Source organism: Cupriavidus gilardii (genome assembly GCF_013347325.1).
In the GTDB taxonomy this organism is placed as follows: domain Bacteria; phylum Pseudomonadota; class Gammaproteobacteria; order Burkholderiales; family Burkholderiaceae; genus Cupriavidus; species Cupriavidus gilardii.
This window is the reverse complement of the sequence record NZ_CP054626.1, coordinates 3,128,318-3,145,974: the sequence shown is the minus strand read 5'-3', so window position 1 is coordinate 3,145,974 and position 17,657 is coordinate 3,128,318. Positions and strand designations below refer to the sequence as shown.

Here is a 17,657-nt window from a genome sequence, read left to right as displayed (position 1 = left end):
TGTCGGGCATGGCAGGCGAACAAGCTCGGACATCATCAGATGTGTACAGTCGAGGTTGGTGTAGGAAATTGCAGCTATTTTTCTGACTTTCTGGTGCGCGCCAGTGAGTCGGCGCCGCATTGATTGGGCAGCCTTCGGACGGGCTTGTGGGCGTCGCGGATACCAGGCAAACAGTGTAAGCGCTCAATTGACGACGTCTGGTATTGAAGGCTGAACGTTGGCAGGCTTGCGTCCGCAAAGACTTTGCGGACGCAAACATGATCCAAGACGAGATTGACCTATTTCCGCTGCAGGCGGTGCGAGTCCGCTCCAATGGGAAGCGCGACTACGAGCCAGCGGCCAAGCGGCGTCTGATTGAGTTCTGCCTTCAATCGGGAGCATCGGTTTCGGGCACGGCTCTCAAGGCTGGCATCAACGCTAATCAGTTGCGCAAATGGATTCGGGAGTACCGAGATTCAGCGCAGGCGCGAGGTGCATTGCCGGCATTCGTGCCGGTTGTCCAGGAGGTTCTGGATTCGCGGCCGATCGAGACACCTGCAAAGGTCGTGGTGCCTCGCCGCGAAGCGGCCTCAGCGACTGCCGATTCGCCACCGCAGCGAGCGCTACCGCTGGCACTCTTGAGCGCGAAGCTACCCAACGGGGTATCACTCGAGCTCGAATGCGACGAGCGACACGTGGCGCTCGTAAGGGCAATGATCGAAGCCCTGAATGGAGGCCATTGATGTTCCGCCTCGACGCTGGGCTGCGGGTGTACCTGCATCGCGACGCTGTGGACTTCCGTAAGAACATCAACGGCCTGGCACTGCTGGTCGAGCAGGCGCTCGGGCTGGATCCGTTTGCATCTGCTGTATTTGTGTTCCGCAACCAGCGGGCCGATCGCATCAAGATTCTCGGCTGGGATCGCAACGGCTTCTGGCTACTGTTGAAGCGATTGGAGGCGGACCGGTTTGCTTGGCCACGCGAGGCGTCGGTGGCCACGCTGACGGTCGAACAGTTGCACTGGCTGCTCGAGGGAATCGACATCGAGGCGATGCGCCGGCACCCGCACCGAGAATACCATCGCGCTGCGTGAACGCTGCTTGGCGGCAGCGGTCTAACCCGCCATGCCATCCACGCCCGTCACCGTTACCGCCGCCGAGCTGCAACTGTTGCGAGACGCCGAGCGCGAGCTCAAGGCAATACTCGCGGAACGCGAGGCAATCAAGGGCGAGCTGCGTGTGATGACGGTCCAGCGAGACCTGCTCTTGGAACAGCTCAAGGCGTTCCAGCGTAAGCTGTTCGCCGCCAAGAGCGAGGCGCGAGGCTCGGAGCAGAAGGACTTGTTCCTCAATGAGGCCGAAGCCATGGCGGCAGCGGCCGCGCAGCCGGCGCAGGAAGAAGAAGGTACGCCCGAGACCGAAGTGGCCGGGCACACACGCAAGAAGCGTGGCCGTAAGCCGCTCGACCCGGCGCTGCCCCGTGTCGAGGTTCGTCACGAACTACCCGAATCGGAACGCGTCTGCCCCCTCGATGGCCAGACTCTGGTCGAGATTGCCGTTGAGGTCAGCGAACAGCTCGACATCGTGCCGCAACAGGTCCGCGTGATCCAGCACCAGCGGGTCAAGTACGCCTGCCCATGCTGCGACGGCGGCATCAAGACGACGCCGGCACCGGCACGCATTATTCCCAAGGGACTCCTTACCGAATCGGCGCTGGCCTGGTGCATCACCTCGAAGTATCAGGATGGCCTGCCGCTGTACCGCCAGGCAGCGCTGCTGCATCGCTTCGGCGGGGACCTCTCTCGCGGCACCCTGGCCGCAAGCATAGTGCGAGTAGGCCAAGCGGTGCAGCCAATCATCAACCTGCTGCGTGACCATCTGCTGGAAGCAGACGTCGTGTACGGTGATGAGACAACGGTACAGGTGCTCAAGGAGTCCGGCAGGCCTGCCCAGAGAAAGAGCTTCCTATGGGCGCAGATGAATGGCACGGGCCCGCCGGTACGGTTGTTTGCCTATAGCCCCACACGCGAGACAAAGCAGGCTACGGCTCTCTATGCCGGCATCAAGCCTGGGTCGGTGTTGATGACCGACGGCTATGCACCATACGACGACGTCGCAAACACCTATCAGTTGGTGCACCTCGGATGCTGGGCGCACGCGCGGCGCTACCTGGTCGAGGCGGAGCAAGCCTTGCCCAAGGACAAGCGCGCCGACCACACGGTCACCGGATTCCTGCAGCGCATCGGCAAGCTGTTTGCCATCGAACGCCACACGCTCGAGATGAGGCCGGAACAACGGCAGCAAGTTCGCGCCGAACAAAGCCAGCCGCTGCTGGCCGAGATCGAAACGATGCTGCTGCAACACCTGCATACCGTACTGCCGCAAAGCCTGTTCGGCAAGGCGCTGCACTACCTGCATGGGCAGTGGCCAAAGCTCGTGCGCTACATCGAGAACGGAACTTGGCCGATCTCGAACAATCCCTGCGAGAACGCGATTAGGCCATTCGTGATCGGACGGAGAAACTTCCTCTTCTGCGACACCGTGGCCGGTGCCAACGCCAGCGCAAGTCTTTACTCACTGGTGGAAACCTGCAAGGCCAACGACGTCGATCCGTATCAGTATCTCGTTGCCTTGTTCAAGGCGTTGCCACACGCACAGACCGCCGACGACTACGAGGCTCTGCTGCCCTGGACGCTCAAGTCCTCAGACGCCTAGCGGATACCGCCGGCGGCCGCAAGGGACGCCCTCAAAAGACCGCTTACCAAACAGTCATACAAAAGATCCTTGTCAAGGAAATCAGGGGCGACGATCAGCACCAGGTGCGGCACATCAATTGGCGCGAAAGCGTACACAGGCCGCTAGGAGCGAGAGTATGAACAAATCGTCAATTTGGAAAGTCATCTTGATTGTGTGCGCCGCCGTCGGCGTGATTGCCATCCTTGGTGTGGTAGGGATGCTTTTGATGCATCAGCGCATGATGGGCGGTCTGAGCTGTTGCTAGTCCGGGTAAGCAACGTAGCGGCGCCTGGGCACCGGAATGGAAGCCCCCAGCCGTGCGAGCCATTGCAAGGAGGTAACCAGTGGACGCCCCCTTTCCGACCGCTATTTGCTCCGTCTGCTCGACTTCCTGGTGCGCTTGCGCGAGACCGTGCCATGCTGGTCGCGAATTCGCCGGGGGCCGTGCCGTCGTCGCAGATACCAAGCAAACAGTCCGAGCATACAAAGGAGGATGGCCAGTGAGCTCAGGACGACGACGAGGACATCGTGGGGCAGATCAAAAGGGTTGTGGCGCACGGTCTGATTCGATTCGGAGTTGGCTTGCCAGGATCGTTGCGCAGTGGCGCCCATGGCTGCCAGCGTGACGTTGCTAGGCCATGCCGTGACGCGCACGGCCGCCGGCGGCGAACCCGTGCGCGCATGGGGCGATTACTTGCGCTGCATATCCACGACCGTCGGCGCGCCATCCACCTTGTCGAATGTCACCGACACGGCATCGCCTTCCTTGAACTTGCCAAGCGAGGCGCGATCCTTGACCGGGAACACCATGGTCATGCCGGGCATGCCCAGATTCTCGATCGGGCCGTGCTTGAGCGTGACCTTCCCGGTTTGCGCATCAATCTTCTTGATTTCTGCGGGCACCGGCCGAGCTGCCTGTTGCGAGGCGGCGGGCGCCTTCATGTCCATGCCGTCCATCGAACCCGCGGCGAACACGGCCGGCGCGGCAATGATGGCCAGGGCGGCGGCGAGGGTCTTGAGGTGTTTCATTGTGATTCCTCCTGAGGTGTGAGGTTGGGGGAAAGGGAAGCCTGCTTGATCTGACGGCGGCGTAGCAGCAGATACACCGCCGGGACCACAAACATGGACAGCAGCGGCGCCGTCACCATGCCGCCGACCATCGGTGCAGCGATGCGCTGCATCACTTCTGAGCCGGTTCCGTGCGACCACATGATCGGAAGCAGGCCGGCCAGAATTACAGCTACGGTCATCGCTTTCGGGCGCACACGCAGCACGGCGCCTTCCTGGATGGCATCGAGCAGGGCCGCAAGACTGTTTTGCCCATCCTCGAGCCGTTCCTGCCAGGCATGCTTCAGATAGAGCAGCATGATGACGCCGAATTCCGCAGCGACCCCGGCCAGTGCAATGAAGCCGACAATCCCGGCCACCGACAGGTTGTATCCCAGCAGATAGAGTAGCCAGAAGCCGCCGATTAAGGCCAGCGGTAGAGTGCCCATGATGAGCAGCGCCTCATCCAGCCGGCCGAATACCAGGTAGAGCAAGACGAAGATGATCAGCAGGGTGAACGGGACCACTACCTTCAGCTTCGCGGTGGCGCGCTCGAGATACTCGAATTGTCCCGACCAGCTCAGGGAGTACCCGGCTGGCATCGGGACGGCTCTGGCGACTGCCACCTGCATGTCTTGCACGGCAGAGCGCAGGTCCCTGCCGCGAATGTCGACGTAGATCCACCCGGAGAGCCGCGCATTTTCACTGCGCAACATGGGCGGCCCTTGCACAACCTGGATGCGCGCAACGTCGGCCAGCGTGATTTGCAGCCCCTTGTCGGTCACGATCGGTAGTCTGCGCAGTTGCTCGATGGAGTCCCGATAGTCGCGCGGATACCTGACATTGATCGGAAAGCGCGCAAGCCCGTCGACCACTTCGCCGACGTTTTCGCCACCGATGGCCGACGAGACGATCGCCTGAACGTCGTCAATGTTCAGGCCGTACCGACCCGCAGCGCCCCGATCGATATCGACGTCGATGTACCGGCCGCCCGTGAGCCGCTCAGCCAGTGCGGAGGTGACCCCGGGAACCGTCTTGACGGCCTCCTCGATGCGCGTGGCCAGGCGATCGATTTCCTTCAGGTCGGTACCGGCGACCTTGATCCCCACCGGGCTTTTGATGCCGGTCGCGAGCATGTCGATGCGGTTGCGGATCGGCGGCACCCAGATGTTGGACAGCCCTGGCACCTTGACGACCCGATCGAGCTCCTCCACCAGCTTGTCGGTGGTCATGCCGGCACGCCATTGGTCCTTGGGCTTGAACTGGATGGTGGTCTCGAACATCTCGATCGGCGCCGGATCGGTGGCGGTATCGGCGCGGCCCGCCTTGCCATACACCGTTGCGACCTCCGGCACGGTCTTGATGAGCCGATCGGTCTGCTGCAGTAGCTGGGAGGCCTTACCTGCAGAGAGACCTGGCAACGCGGAGGGCATGTAGAGCAGATCGCCTTCATCCAAGGGCGGCATGAATTCGCCGCCAATGCGCATAATGGGCCACGCGGTGGCGACGAGCAGCACGGCGGCGACTGCCAGGGTGGTCTTGGGATACGTGAGCACCTTGCCGAGCAGCGGCTGGTAGCCACGAATCAGCCAGCGATTGAGCGGATTGGCCTGCTCCGACGGGATCTTGCCGCGGATCATGTAACCCATCAACACTGGTACCAAGGTGACGGAAAGTCCCGCTGCGGCTGCCATGGAATAGGTCTTGGTAAAGGCGAGCGGCGAAAAAAGACGGCCCTCCTGCGCCTCCAGCGTGAACACCGGAATAAACGACAGCGTGATGATCAACAGGGAGAAGAAGAGGGCAGGTCCGACTTCGACAGCAGATTCGCCGATGACGCGCCAACGCTCATGCTCGCCGAGGTCGCGCTGCGGGTTGTCGGCATGCCAGTGCTCGAGATGTTTGTGCGCGTTCTCGATCATGACCACCGCGGCATCAACCATCGCGCCGATGGCGATGGCGATGCCACCCAGCGACATGATATTGGCGTTCACGCCTTGATAGCGCATCACCAGGAAGGCGGCCAGCACGCCCAGCGGGAGCGAGACGATGGCCACCAGCGCCGAGCGCAGATGAAAGAGAAACACCAGGCAGACCAGCGCAACGACCGCGAATTCCTCGATCAGCTTGGTGGTGAGATTGTCCACTGCCCGTTCGATCAGCGCCGACCGATCGTAAGTCGTGACGATCTCGACGCCCTTGGGCAGGCTCTTTTGCAAGGTGGCGAGCTTGGCCTTGACCGCTTCAATAGTTTCCAGGGCATTCTTGCCTGAGCGCAGGACGATGACGCCACCAGCCACTTCGCCCTGACCATTCAGTTCGGCAATGCCACGCCGCATCTCGGGGCCGAGTTGCACGGTGGCAACGTCGCCCAGCCGTACCGGGATGCCGGCGTCGCTGGTGACGAGCGGAATCTGGCGAAAGTCGTCCAGCGTTTTCAGGTAACCGGTCGCCCGAACCATGTACTCCGCTTCACCCAACTCCAGCACCGAACCGCCAGTTTCCTGGTTGGCACCCTTGAGCGCTGCGAGCACCTTGGCTTGCGACAGGTTGTAGGCGCGCAGCCGATCCGGCATCAGCACGATCTGGTATTGCTTGACCATGCCGCCAAGCGAAGCCACTTCAGCGACGTTGGGCAGGGACTTGAGCTCGAAACGCAGGAACCAGTCCTGTAGCGCCCGTAGCTGGCTGAGGTCATGCTGGCCGGTCTTGTCAACCAAGGCATACTCATAAATCCAGCCGACGCCGGTTGCATCGGGGCCGAGCGCGGGCTTGGCCGCTGCCGGCAGCCGCGATTGCACCTGGTTCAGGTACTCGAGCACGCGCGAGCGCGCCCAGTACAGGTCGGTCCCGTCTTCGAACAACACATAGACATAGGAGTCACCAAAAAACGAGTAGCCGCGCACGGTCTTGGCGCCGGGTACGGATAACATGGTCGTGGTGAGCGGATAGGTGACCTGGTTTTCCACGATCTGTGGTGCCTGGCCTGGGAACGGCGTGCGGATGATCACCTGCACATCGGACAGGTCCGGGAGGGCGTCAAGCGGTGTGCTCTGTACCGCCCAAAGTCCCCACGCGGTGACCATGACGGTGGTGAGCAGCACCAGGAACCGATTGCGGATGGACGCGAGGATGAGCCGGGCAATCATGGCTTGGCTCCCGCAGTGGCGTCGGCGGTCTCAACGGCGGAGAGGGTTGCCACGCCGTCGCTATCCAGGCGGAAGCGGAATCGGACCCGGTCCCCGGGCTTGAAACCTTTGGGCATGCCGGCTGGCGGCGCGCCAAACTCCATCGTCATGGCGCCCCACTGCGCCGAGGGAATGGCACCATGGGAGATCGTCATGCTCTGCTCGGTGAGGGCCTCGATCCGGCCGACGCCTTGATGCTCCGGCCCGGGCGCCGCAGCGGTGCCAGGCGCCGACGCGCCGGCTGCAGAGGCGGCTGTGGGGGCGGTCATGCGCTGAGTAGTGCCGCGCAGGCTCGCCTCCGAGTCGATCAGGAACTGTCCTGATACGACCACCTTCTGACCCGCTTTGAGCCCTTCAATGACTTCGGTTTGACCGCCTGCCGCCGCGCCGGTCTTGACCTCCACGGGGCTGAAGCCGCCTTGGCCGGATGCGACCATGGCGATGGTGCGCGTGCCGGTGCGAATCAGCGCCTCGGTTGGCACGAGCACACGATCTGGCCCTGGGGCGGCGTCAAAGCGCACCGAGACAAACATGCCGGGCAATAGCTGACGGGCCTTGTTCTGCAATTCGATGCGCACCTTGACCGTGCGGGTGCCGGCGCTGATATCTGGCAAGATGGCGTCGACCTTGCCCGACAGCGGGTGGCCGGGCAAGGCTGCCGCGGTGGCCGACACTGTCTGGCCGGGCCGCAACGGGGCGGCCTGGCTCTCAGGCACCTCGGCGATGACCCAAACGGTTGCTAGGCTCGCAATGCGAAACAGAGTCGTTCCCGGCGAAACCGTCATGCCATCGCGCGCCCCGATTTCGGTGACGATGCCGTCGACCGAACTGGTGATCGTCAGCCGCGGCTGCAGTTTGCCGGTGGACTGGACCAACCGGATATGGCTCTCGGTCATGCCCACCTGACGCATGCGCGCAATGGCGGCCTCGCGCAGCTCGCGCTGGAGGCTGCCGTCCATCCGGCTGATCGCCAGATATTCCTCCTGCGCCGCGACCCATTCTGGCGCATAGATTTGCGCCAACGCTTGACCTTTGCTGACCGGATCGAGGGTGGTCCGAGCGTACGCGTGCTCCACGAATCCGCTGGTGCGGGCCTGCAGCACTTCGATGCTACGTTCATTGATCGCGACATTGCCCGGCACTTGAAGTGCGGCCTCGAGTCGGCCGGTCTTCACCTCGGCCGTGCGAATGCCAAGGTTCTGTGTCACGCGGCTGTCAATGGTGACGGCCGCACCGCCGCTGGCTTCTTCATACACGGGCGACAACGGCATGTCCATGTACGGCGACTTGCCCGGCTTGTCAAAGCGCTGTCCGGGCACCATCGGGTCGTGCCAGTAGAGGATGCGCTTGCCAGTTTTCGGGTCAATGTCGCCCGCCTTGAGGGCGGCACCGCCGGCGCCGGTGCCCGAGTTTGCCGACGCGGGCGACTGGCGCCCTTGCTGTTGACCGAGGTAATAGGCAGCGCCAACGCTTGCCACCACCATCAGGCCTGCCACCGTCCGTGCAATCGTGGTCTTGTTCATGGTTGGGCTCCTTGCAGTGACGTGGGCTGGTTTGCAGTGGGTAACGGCATCAGGAAAGTCAGGTCCGCCCACAGGCGGGCGGTGGCAGCCTCAAGCTTCAGGCGCTCAAGCGAAATATTGAGCGCCTTGCGGCTGGCATCGGCCACGGCGGTCAGGGTGCCGGCACCCGCTCGATAGGCAGTCAGGGCCGCTTCGGTCTGTGCCTTGGCCAGCGGCACCGTGGTGCTCCGATAGCGCTCGAGCCGCGCCTGGCTGAGCGCCAGCTCTGCCTGCTTGCCGCGCAACTGCCCGAGCAAGCCGCGGCGTACGACTTCGGCTTGCGCGCGCGCGGCGTCGGCCTGCGCAAGCTTTGCGGCCAGTTCCCGATCCTGGCGATGCTTCTGGTCCCAGGGAAGCGGCAGTGAGACGTTGAGCGAAACCATGTTGGAGTAGGCGGGGCCGCGCTGGCTGTACATCAGTTCCACGCTCACATCCGGGATCTTGTTCTCCCGAGCGACCCGGCTTTCCGCCTCGGCGACGCCAACCTGTGCCTCGGCCGCCGCCACCTCCGGCAGTTGCGCCACGCCGCCGGCATCCAAGGTATTGAGCCAGGCCGGCGCCTCAAAGCCAGGGCGTTCGGCCAGGGGAAGTTCTGCAGCCTCGCCCACCCAGCGTCGCAGCATCGCTCGGGCTGATACCAGTGCGGCGCGGGCCTCGTCTTCGCGATCTTGCAGTTGACGGAGCTCCAGTTCGGCGGCCAGGATGTCGGCACGGGAGCCGCGGTTGCCGCGATAGGCGGCCTGCGCCGCGTCTACCATCAACTGGATGGAGTGCGCCTGTTCGGAGAGCACACTGTAGGCGCGCTCGGCATACCAGCGGTCCAGCCAGGCCGTCGCGGCGCCGCGCTGCACCGTGGCGAGCGCCGCCGTACGCTGGGCCTCGGCCGACGACGCCTCGGCTTCGAAGCGCTGGGCGCGAGCCTCACGCTTGGCCGATCTCGTGAACTCCTGCATCAGGCTGATCGAGCGCATCGTCATCGATTCCGTGCCGAGGGAAAACCGGTCGGGTCCGTTCGCCGGTACGTTATTGACACCGACTTTGAGCACCGGATCCGGCAATTGCCGGCCAACGACCGCCATCTCGATGGCGGACTGGACCGCCGAGCGCGATGTTTCGGCGTCCGACGAGCCGGAAGACGCGAGGGCTACCGCTTCCTGCAAGGAGAGTGCGGCCGCCGGTTGTGCCCATCCGGGATGGGCAGCGGCCAACAGCGTAAGGGCGAGCGTCAGCCGGCACCCATACGCAAAGGGAGAACGCAAATGCATAAAGCCTCCGCAAAGCAACGACCACCCTGAACACCATGGTTCAGGGCACGATAGTAGGCGTTGCTGCGGAGGCTAGTTTCGGAAACAGCAGTGGAGGATGGGCAGCGGGCGAGGGGGCCCGCGTGGCACCGCGTCGGCGTAGGCGGCTCGCTGGCTGACGACTACCGGCACCAACGCCGGCTCAACCAGATTGACGAGCACGGGCTGGAACGCTGGAATCTGCGGGCTGGGGTGGTCGGCCGATTTGGAGCCAAGCTGGCAGTGCTCCAGGCACAAGCCGTCATGGGCAGCCGGCGCTTCGGCCTTCTGCGTCATGTCGGGACAGGACTCGGTCATACTGGCCATGTCCGTCATACCGTCCATCGAATACCGGCTGCCCGCGCAGGCGTAGGCCGCCGCTGCCAGCTGAACTGTCAGGAAGGTACTCAGCAGGAAGGCGGCAAGGCAAAGCCGGCGAAAGCGGATACGCACGTGGGAAACTCGGTTTGAGCCAAATGGTAGCAGCGTTTGGCCGCTTTCGGCACTTTGCCCTCGCGGCCGTTTGCCACAGATCAAATGCGACCCACTTGTGGCATCGCCCAATCGAGGCGCTCCGATGCGCCACGCCAACGCAGCGCATCGGAGTATGCCGGTTACTTGGGCTGACCCATCATTTCGCGGCACTTTTGCATCATGGCGGCATGGTCACGCCTCATCGCGGTGTGGTCCTCTGCCTGCTGCGCCTTCAATTGTTGCGCCTCAGCCCGCTTGGCGTTGCGAGCCTTTTCGATCACATACCAGTCCGGACCGGCGACTGCTGACAGCGAGAGCCCAAGGGCGACGGCGCCCCCTAGCGCGTGAAAAAAGAATTTCATGATGTTCCTCGTTCTGGGTATGCAGCGCGCGGCCTAAACCCACCAGCGAGCGGCAGGCGACACTGCAAATGTCGAAATCAGACGAGCACGTTGGTGCGATGGCACCAAGTGCGGCACCCTCGCCGTGCGAGACCGCCCTACAGACAGTACCGTTTGGGCGGGCGCTCGAGGCGAGGCGGAACGACGGAGCGATATGCGAACTCCGGATGCGCGACCAACACGCTGGTCCATGCATCCGTGGGGGCGGCGGTGGCCAACGGCGTGCCCGCGAGGATTGCACAAGCGGAAATCGTGCAGGGAAGACGAGACGGGCCGCTGACATGTCGGTCACCGGCGCAACCGAATTGACTGACGCAGTCATGGGGACTGCCGGTCTCGACACTGGCTTGCGCCGCTTGAGCAGGTCCGTGTGCTGGCATTTGAGCGATGCCAGCGATACAGCAGTTGTCCAACGGTCCGGCCTGAGCTCGTAGAGGCAAAGCCAGCGCCAGGGTCAGGAGCACGACGAGACGCCAAAGGCGATTCATAGGCTTACGCATTGGACCTCTCCGAGCCGAGTAGCGCCGTCGCGGGAACCATATTGAGTATAGAACTTCATCTTGCGCGCGGCACGGTTGAGTCCGACAGCGCGTTGCCTGCAGGGCAGGTCGACGCGAACGACAGGTAGACCTCGTCGAGCATGCGATGGTTGTCGCCGGCCAATTGTTCCAGGGCAGCCAGCAGGTGCTCGGCCACGCTGTACTGCTGCTGTGCGCAGGCCAGACGGAACGCAGCGAACACGTCATCAAATAACGTGGCGTTGCAGTCGTCATGCTTTCCCCGCTGGATGCGTGGTACGGCCAAGGCGTGATCGCCGCGATGCCGTCCTCATTTGCACTATGGACCTTCCCACGGGGGTAAGGTCAAGCAGTGCGCAGGCTGGCGTCGCGCTTCGATTGAAAACGACCGGTAAGCGCCACCCATCCGCAGCCGCTAGGCGTCGGGTGTAGAGAACGAACTCGCCGCGAATTGCCCCGCCATACGCGGGGCATGCGTTTCAAAACCGTCGATGCATACACGGTCCACTTCCGGCACTGAGGCGTAACACGCAGTCACGCCACGGATCCGAGTCTTTCTGATAGCCGAGCTTTTCGCAAGCGGGGCCCTCAACGCGTAATGAGGTCTCCATATCGCGCTCGGCGTGCGCGGTACGTTCTGCGACGGTCGCGCACCCGGCCAACATGACGGTAATGAGTAATAAGACACGCATGATTTCTCCTTTGCCCTAGATGACGAGAGTCCGTTGCGGTGGTTCAGGGCGCGACACGACCGGGAAGCCAGCGAAGCGGTGTGCAAACGGCAATGCCGTTATCGTGAATCTAGGTTCTGATTGCTTTTGCACCAAGATCTGCCTTTGCAGAAGGGCCCCGCAGCGTGCCATCTTTCAGCGACCTTACTTCACATTGCTATGCGATGACCCAACCATTACATGCTGGCCATCCATGTTCGGTTGGGCTTTCGTCCTAGTGATGTTCATCGGCAGGAGATTGCGACATTCACGACCAGCTAGTATTACGCGACCATTACGTGCAGGAATTTTTTCTGTGTTGTCTTGGCCCGGGAATGGCAGCAAGCGTTCCCGTTTGGAAATTGCCGCCATCATTACCCAACCATTACGCGGCAGTCATCGAGTTCGACTCGCGCGTCATTGCTGGGGTAATGCCGTTACAACCGCTCACATTTGTAGGGAAACGCGAACACTGCCGGCAATGTAGAAGTCGTATGCTCCCACCCTCTACGCACGCAAAGGAGAAAATATGAAAAAGCTTCCCATCCTAGTCGGCACCGCGCTGGTCATCGGGTTCAGTTACGCCAATGCGCAGACGCATGGCTACACGCATGAGGGCTATGGTCGGGCAGGCCTCTACCCGTCACGGCCGGCGCCTGCCGCTGTGCACGTCGTGCCCGCGGTTGCGGTGGTACATGATGCGCAGCCCTCGTACGGGCATGGCACTGCGCCGCGCGAGTCGCATCGCCAGCCGCGCCACGGCATCGAACATGGGCGACGTGAGCCTGAGCGCCGCTGGCACAATGCCGCTCACGGTTCACGCGACCACTGACGCACTCGCCTGTTATTGATTGCCCGCTGGCGTGCCGACACCGGTAGCCGGAGCGGGGGACTCCCGCATGATACGGATGCTTTCATCAGAGGCATCGCTTCTAGGCTTTGTTCGTTACCGTGACGCCGGCGTCCGTTGAAAAAATCAGGAGAAGCGCCGCGTCTGTCATGTCCACGTCATTCTACTGACAGGCGGCTCGTATAGACTCCCGACTCAATTGATGCTTGATGCCGCCGGATGAGAAGGCTGTTGCGCCACCTATCGCTTTGGCTCGTTGTATTGGTATTGCCGATTCAGAACGTTGGCGCAGCGGCTACTCTTTCGTGCGGCGAGCTGACCGAGTTGCGGCAGGGCGCCGGTCTCTTCGCCATCCTTGCCACCATCGACGTCGCTGACGAGGCGAGCGCCGACCAGGCCGACGCACACTGCGATCCGAGGTCGCATCACTGTCCGGCAAGCAAAGAGCGCGGCAAGGGGCGCGGTTGTCATGCGTGTTCTGCCTGCTCGGCCGCCTCGACACTTGCCATCTTTGCCTTCTCGGGGACCCAAGCATTGTCCATGAACAGCATGCTACCGGCGTCTCTGCTGTGGATATTTGCCAGCACAACGCCTGAAACGCTGCTGCGCCCGCCTTCCCCCCATCTCTGACGCCGCCCAAGCAACTCCTGGGCTGGCTACCTCCACCTTCCTAGATCTCGTCCTTGACCGAAGACGAAACAAGCCTGCCTGCGCTCGTTCCTGTGCGAGAGCAAGGTAGGGCAATTATGGTGCGGCGTGCGATGTCGCGCGCGCGCACATATTGGAGACAGCGATGCGCATCTGTAATCAATGTAAGGCCCCGCTCAAAATTGACGTGTGGGCGTGCAGCGCGTGCGGTTGGCAGCCCCGTGTTCTGGCTGGCGTGCTCTGCCTAGCACCTGCCATGATGGTCGACCATGATGGCTTTCACGAACCGCTCTTTGTCGAGTACGAGAAGCTCGAAGCGACGCACTTCTGGTTCGTCTATCGCCGCAAACTGATCCTGGACGCGCTGCAGCGCTACTTTCCGGCCTTGCGCTCTTTCATGGACGTCGGTTGCGGAACCGCGGAGAACCTGCGCGCGATCCAGGCCCGCTTCCCGCGTGCACGCTTGGTCGGCGGCGAGGCATCGTTGCGCGCCCTGATGCAGGGACAGCGCAAATGCAAAGCTCAATTGTTGCAAATGGATGCCCGTGCCATTCCCTTTGCCCAAGCCTTCGATGTCATGGGGGCGTTTGACGTCATCGAACACGTCGACGACGACGCTCAAGTATTAGCGGAGATGTACCGGGCCTGCAGGAATGATGGGGGAATCGTATTGACAGTGCCCCAGCATCCGTCGCTGTGGAGCCATATGGACGATGCGGCCAAGCATAAGCGGCGCTATACGCGCCAAGAACTGGTGAAGAAAGTGGAGGCGGCCGGGTTCGAAATCGTGGACGTCACCTCCTTCATGACGCTGCTGCTGCCTGCGATGGCCATCTCCCGGGTGTGGCAGCGCGCCAAGCCGCCCGGCGATGCCATGGACGACGGGTTTCGCATTGGGGCGGCCATGAACGGCATGCTCGGGGGTGTTTGCACCCTCGAGCACAACCTAATACGGGCCGGTTTGCGTTTCCCGGCAGGCGGCTCGCTGCTGCTGGTGGCCAGGAAGAAGGGCTGGACTTTGTAGAGGACGCAGTCACGCGTGGGCCCATCGCGGCGTTTAACGTCAATGACGAGGACGCCGCGGGCCGCGTCTCAAGCCTTCGCCAGGCTCGTCTGTGGCGCAAGAGCGGACGCGTCGGCTTGGGTTCTTCCCAAATGCCTCGGTTCGCGCGGCCGTCAGGGCAGCGTCGCAGGCGCGGCCCTCGCGCCTGGCTATCCAGGTCGTTCACCTCGCCGAAGTACCCATTTCTGCGGCGCAGATGGATGCGGGAAAGCTTACGGGGATGTAATTCGCGAGTAACGTCCGCGTGAGTGCCGGTTGCCTACCATGACACTTAAGAGGTTACGCCTCGAAACGTTATGGAGCGCATCATGAACACCAAGAAGACCGCTTTGACCGCTTTGACCGCATTGGCGCTGGCGGCCGTTTCCGTCCTATCCAGTTCACCGGCGTGGAGTGCGGACCAGACCAGAACCAATGCGGGCGACAACTGGGCGGAGCACGTGCGGCGGCAAGCCGCCGACCAAGCCAGCTCATCGGCATCGCTCACAGTGCCCAGCGCAATGGCTACGGCGCAGGCTGCTACCCCATTGGGGCCGCAGGCGACGCTCTTCGGTAGCCTGGCGCCGGCGAACACGGCCGCACGCGCGGTGACTCTCGCTCCCGGCCTGAAGTCTGTCAATGTGGCCTCCGGCGACACCGTTACCTTCCGCAGCGGCGCGCAGCAGGCCACCTGGACGTTCGCCGAATTTGTTCAAGGAAAATCCGTGGATCTTGGCGTCCTATTCCCGGCAATGCCCAACGCCCAAGGCGTGCGCGTCTATATCGAGCGCAGCAAGCTCTTTACCGGTGGCTAAGAATGGCCGGTTTGCCGGGAGTGACAACATGACACATTTGTAATTTTGTCGTCAGGCCCTGGTGGGGTACATCTTTCTACACTGCAAATGCAGGCTCACTGAGCCACTATCGAAACAAGGAGAAATAGAATGCGTACATTGAAGAAGACTGCCTTGGTGGCATTGACCGTGGCAACCCTTGGTGGCGTCGCGGGCATCGCGAACGCTGGCGTCAATTCGCCGCGCGATCCCTTTACCGATGGAGCGCATGCCATGGGCACGCGCGATCCGTTCACCGATGGCAGTCACGCCATGGGCACGCGGGACCCGTTCACAGACGGTAGCCACGCCGTAGGCCCTCGCGACACGTTCAGCGACGGCGCCTAAATCTCGGCAACGCGCCGACTCGCCGGGGCGATGGGCCGCTCGGTGGGCCGGTGCGTTGACGCGGGGCGGGTATCGGGGAAACTGTCCCGATACCCGTTATCGTGCTTGCGCACGCGCCGAGATTCAGCCTTGCCGATGCGCCGGCTCGGGTCGGACCAGGCCCTGATCTAGGCAGACGGCATAGGCTGCAGCGGTCGGACCGCACCCAGCCCAGCGAGTCATCATCGCGCCTTCGGCGCGATTCTTTTTGTCCACCACTGGCTCAACACAGCGTTGCGTACTGCAACGCCTGGGGCTGGTAATGTCCCGCCTTTCGCGCCATGCGCCAATGATGGAACCGAATCTAAACCGGTCGCGCCGTGACCCGGCTTCGCCCGACACACCACCAAGCGGCGCGCGCGCAAAGGTGGGTCGCCCCTGGCGTCTGGAGGTCGGCGTCGAGACCTTGCTACTCGGCTTCTGCCTATACTTTGTTCTCGTCCTGAACGGTCCGTTCTGGCGGGCGCTATTCGCCGAACGGACGTTGAGCGGGCTCCGTGATCTGGGCTACGGCGTGGCAGTGGGCACCGCGCTGGTCACGGCGCATTTTGTGCTGCTGGCGCCGTTCATAAACCGCTGGACGGCCAAACCGTTGCTGACAATTTTGGTCGTAGTGGCCGCCGGTGCCAGCTATTTCATGGGTCAATACGGCATCTACCTTGACCCCAGCATGGCCCGCAATGTGCTGCGCACCGACGTGGCGGAAGCTCGCGAGTTGCTAACGCTGCGTATGATGTGCAGCATCGCGCTCTTGGCACTACCACCATTGTTGTTGTTGCCCTGGGTGACGCTGCGCCAGCGTTCACTGACGCGAAGCGTTGGCCTGCGCGTGGTCGCGATGTTGGTGGCCGTTGTTGTCGGCGTGGGGACGCTGTCCTTGGTGTTTAAGGATTTCGCAGCCCAGATGCGCAATCATAAGGAGATCCGCTATCTGCTCGCGCCGGTCAATGTAGTGTACGCCTTTAGCGGGGCGCTGGCACGCGATGCCAGTATCGCGAACCGGCCGCGCCAGCCGGTGGGCACCGATGCCCGGCTCGGCGCTAGCTGGGGCGAGCACAACAAGCCCCTGCTCTTCGTGATGGTCGTGGGAGAAACCGCACGAGCGGCGAACTGGGGGCTCAGTGGCAGGTCGCCTCATGACACGACGCCGAACCTGGCGCAGCGCGCTGTGATCAATTTCGCTCAAGTCACCAGTTGCGGCACCAATACCGAGGTCTCTCTGCCCTGTATGTTCTCGTCCCAGGGACGTCGCAATTACGACGAAGATGCCATCAAGGCCAGCGAGTCATTGCTACACGTCATCGGACGAGCGGGACTGAAGGTGGGGTGGGCAGACAATCAATCGGGATGCAAAGGCGTCTGTGCAGGCCTGCCCACGTGGCAGCCGGATCCTCAGGCTATGTCGGCGTTATGCGATCGCGACCGCTGCCTGGATGAAGTGTTGTTAGCCGGGGCGGAAGCATTGCGGCACCAGCTACCTGGCAGCTTGGTCGTGGTCCTGCACCAACTTGGCAATCATGGTCCCGCGTACTACCGGCGGTATCCGGCCCGATTCGCGCAGTTCGGTCCGACTTGCGACACCGATGATCTCTCGCGCTGTACCCCAGAGCAAATTCGCAACGCGTACGACAATGCATTGCTGTACACCGATCATGTGCTCGCACGCACCATCGACTGGCTCGAACAACTCGAGGCGCGCTATGACACGGCCATGATCTATGTATCAGACCATGGCGAGTCGCTGGGAGAGCGCGGACTGTTCTTGCATGGCATGCCTTACGCGATTGCTCCGCGGGAGCAGACCGAGGTACCGATGGTGATGTGGTTCTCCGCCTCATTCGCCCAGCGCATGCGGCTCGATGTCTCCTGCCTGCGGGCGCGTGCGCGCGAACCCGCCACGCATGACCACTTATTCTCCACGGTCTTGGGCCTGCTGGATATCCGCACCCAGACCCGGGATGCCACCATGGATTTGTCGGCACGCTGCCGCAACGGATAAT

The 17,657-nt window shown here is 62.6% G+C and carries 16 protein-coding genes; 9 read left to right on the top strand and 7 right to left on the bottom strand.

What is annotated here, in order from left to right; all coding sequences use genetic code 11:
- The first annotated feature begins 257 nt into the window (after positions 1 to 257).
- The 3 genes from tnpA to tnpC are packed head-to-tail and all read left to right on the top strand — an operon-like array spanning position 258 to position 2,693.
- Positions 258 to 722: an IS66-like element accessory protein TnpA gene (gene tnpA / locus FOB47_RS24400; protein ID WP_017514071.1), complete on the top strand. Its 465-nt coding sequence runs from the start codon at positions 258 to 260 to the stop codon at positions 720 to 722.
- Positions 722 to 1,072, top strand: a complete 351-nt coding sequence (gene tnpB, locus FOB47_RS24395; protein ID WP_017514072.1) for an IS66 family insertion sequence element accessory protein TnpB — start codon at positions 722 to 724, stop codon at positions 1,070 to 1,072. The genes tnpA and tnpB overlap by 1 nt, the downstream gene beginning before the upstream one ends.
- Before the next feature lie 31 nt (positions 1,073 to 1,103).
- Positions 1,104 to 2,693, top strand: coding sequence for an IS66 family transposase (tnpC, locus tag FOB47_RS24390; RefSeq protein WP_034021473.1), 1,590 nt, complete (start codon positions 1,104 to 1,106; stop codon positions 2,691 to 2,693).
- A 711-nt stretch (positions 2,694 to 3,404) separates the two neighbouring features.
- Here tnpC and FOB47_RS24385 read toward each other — a convergent pair.
- The 7 genes from FOB47_RS24385 to FOB47_RS24355 form a co-directional block, all read right to left on the bottom strand.
- The gene (locus FOB47_RS24385; protein WP_053821763.1) at positions 3,405 to 3,743 is read right to left on the bottom strand and encodes a copper-binding protein; all 339 of its coding nucleotides are present in this window, start codon (positions 3,741 to 3,743) and stop codon (positions 3,405 to 3,407) included.
- Positions 3,740 to 6,910: an efflux RND transporter permease subunit gene (locus FOB47_RS24380; protein WP_174782260.1), complete on the bottom strand. Its 3,171-nt coding sequence runs from the start codon at positions 6,908 to 6,910 to the stop codon at positions 3,740 to 3,742. The genes FOB47_RS24385 and FOB47_RS24380 overlap by 4 nt, the downstream gene beginning before the upstream one ends.
- Positions 6,907 to 8,472, bottom strand: coding sequence for an efflux RND transporter periplasmic adaptor subunit (locus FOB47_RS24375; RefSeq protein WP_151023070.1), 1,566 nt, complete (start codon positions 8,470 to 8,472; stop codon positions 6,907 to 6,909). Before FOB47_RS24375 ends, FOB47_RS24380 begins: the two co-directional genes overlap by 4 nt.
- On the bottom strand, positions 8,469 to 9,776 hold the full coding sequence (locus FOB47_RS24370) for a TolC family protein (RefSeq protein WP_151023068.1): 1,308 nt from the start codon (positions 9,774 to 9,776) through the stop codon (positions 8,469 to 8,471). The genes FOB47_RS24375 and FOB47_RS24370 overlap by 4 nt, the downstream gene beginning before the upstream one ends.
- A 72-nt stretch (positions 9,777 to 9,848) precedes the next feature.
- A complete protein-coding gene (locus FOB47_RS24365; RefSeq protein WP_115737209.1) occupies positions 9,849 to 10,247 on the bottom strand; it encodes a copper resistance protein in 399 nt (132 codons plus the stop codon).
- A gap of 161 nt (positions 10,248 to 10,408) precedes the next feature.
- The gene (locus tag FOB47_RS24360; RefSeq protein WP_062799422.1) at positions 10,409 to 10,630 is read right to left on the bottom strand and encodes a hypothetical protein; all 222 of its coding nucleotides are present in this window, start codon (positions 10,628 to 10,630) and stop codon (positions 10,409 to 10,411) included.
- Between the two features lie 594 nt (positions 10,631 to 11,224).
- Positions 11,225 to 11,473, bottom strand: coding sequence for a hypothetical protein (locus FOB47_RS24355; protein WP_151023066.1), 249 nt, complete (start codon positions 11,471 to 11,473; stop codon positions 11,225 to 11,227).
- Between the two features lie 953 nt (positions 11,474 to 12,426).
- On the opposite strand from FOB47_RS24355, the gene FOB47_RS24350 reads away from it, so the two are divergent.
- The 6 genes from FOB47_RS24350 to FOB47_RS24325 all read left to right on the top strand — a co-directional run bounded on the left by FOB47_RS24350 (position 12,427) and on the right by FOB47_RS24325 (position 17,656).
- Positions 12,427 to 12,729, top strand: coding sequence for a hypothetical protein (locus tag FOB47_RS24350; protein WP_115737208.1), 303 nt, complete (start codon positions 12,427 to 12,429; stop codon positions 12,727 to 12,729).
- A gap of 249 nt (positions 12,730 to 12,978) precedes the next feature.
- Positions 12,979 to 13,377 (top strand): hypothetical protein, encoded by a 399-nt coding sequence (locus FOB47_RS24345; RefSeq protein WP_115737207.1) that lies wholly within the window; start codon positions 12,979 to 12,981, stop codon positions 13,375 to 13,377.
- A 274-nt stretch (positions 13,378 to 13,651) separates the two neighbouring features.
- Entirely contained in the window at positions 13,652 to 14,419 is a 768-nt protein-coding gene (locus FOB47_RS24340; RefSeq protein ID WP_232348068.1) for a class I SAM-dependent methyltransferase, read from the top strand.
- 347 nt (positions 14,420 to 14,766) lie between these two features.
- Positions 14,767 to 15,252, top strand: a complete 486-nt coding sequence (locus FOB47_RS24335; protein ID WP_115737295.1) for a CzcE family metal-binding protein — start codon at positions 14,767 to 14,769, stop codon at positions 15,250 to 15,252.
- A 129-nt stretch (positions 15,253 to 15,381) separates the two neighbouring features.
- Positions 15,382 to 15,618, top strand: coding sequence for a hypothetical protein (locus FOB47_RS24330; RefSeq protein WP_115737205.1), 237 nt, complete (start codon positions 15,382 to 15,384; stop codon positions 15,616 to 15,618).
- 301 nt (positions 15,619 to 15,919) lie between these two features.
- Positions 15,920 to 17,656, top strand: a complete 1,737-nt coding sequence (locus FOB47_RS24325; protein WP_151023064.1) for a phosphoethanolamine transferase — start codon at positions 15,920 to 15,922, stop codon at positions 17,654 to 17,656.
- Position 17,657 lies beyond the last annotated feature (1 nt).

Excerpts from the sequence above, each read along its gene's own strand:
- FOB47_RS24360 (WP_062799422.1), bottom strand. The coding sequence starts at position 10,630 with ATGAAATTCTTTTTTCACGCGCTAGGGGGCGCCGTCGCCCTTGGGCTC.
- FOB47_RS24335 (WP_115737295.1), top strand. The coding sequence starts at position 14,767 with ATGAACACCAAGAAGACCGCTTTGACCGCTTTGACCGCATTGGCGCTG.
- FOB47_RS24325 (WP_151023064.1), top strand. The coding sequence starts at position 15,920 with ATGTCCCGCCTTTCGCGCCATGCGCCAATGATGGAACCGAATCTAAAC.
- FOB47_RS24380 (WP_174782260.1), bottom strand. The coding sequence starts at position 6,910 with ATGATTGCCCGGCTCATCCTCGCGTCCATCCGCAATCGGTTCCTGGTG.
- FOB47_RS24375 (WP_151023070.1), bottom strand. The coding sequence starts at position 8,472 with ATGAACAAGACCACGATTGCACGGACGGTGGCAGGCCTGATGGTGGTG.
- tnpA (WP_017514071.1), top strand. The coding sequence starts at position 258 with ATGATCCAAGACGAGATTGACCTATTTCCGCTGCAGGCGGTGCGAGTC.
- tnpC (WP_034021473.1), top strand. The coding sequence starts at position 1,104 with ATGCCATCCACGCCCGTCACCGTTACCGCCGCCGAGCTGCAACTGTTG.
- FOB47_RS24350 (WP_115737208.1), top strand. The coding sequence starts at position 12,427 with ATGAAAAAGCTTCCCATCCTAGTCGGCACCGCGCTGGTCATCGGGTTC.
- FOB47_RS24370 (WP_151023068.1), bottom strand. The coding sequence starts at position 9,776 with ATGCATTTGCGTTCTCCCTTTGCGTATGGGTGCCGGCTGACGCTCGCC.
- FOB47_RS24340 (WP_232348068.1), top strand. The coding sequence starts at position 13,652 with ATGATGGTCGACCATGATGGCTTTCACGAACCGCTCTTTGTCGAGTAC.
- FOB47_RS24330 (WP_115737205.1), top strand. The coding sequence starts at position 15,382 with ATGCGTACATTGAAGAAGACTGCCTTGGTGGCATTGACCGTGGCAACC.
- FOB47_RS24385 (WP_053821763.1), bottom strand. The coding sequence starts at position 3,743 with ATGAAACACCTCAAGACCCTCGCCGCCGCCCTGGCCATCATTGCCGCG.
- tnpB (WP_017514072.1), top strand. The coding sequence starts at position 722 with ATGTTCCGCCTCGACGCTGGGCTGCGGGTGTACCTGCATCGCGACGCT.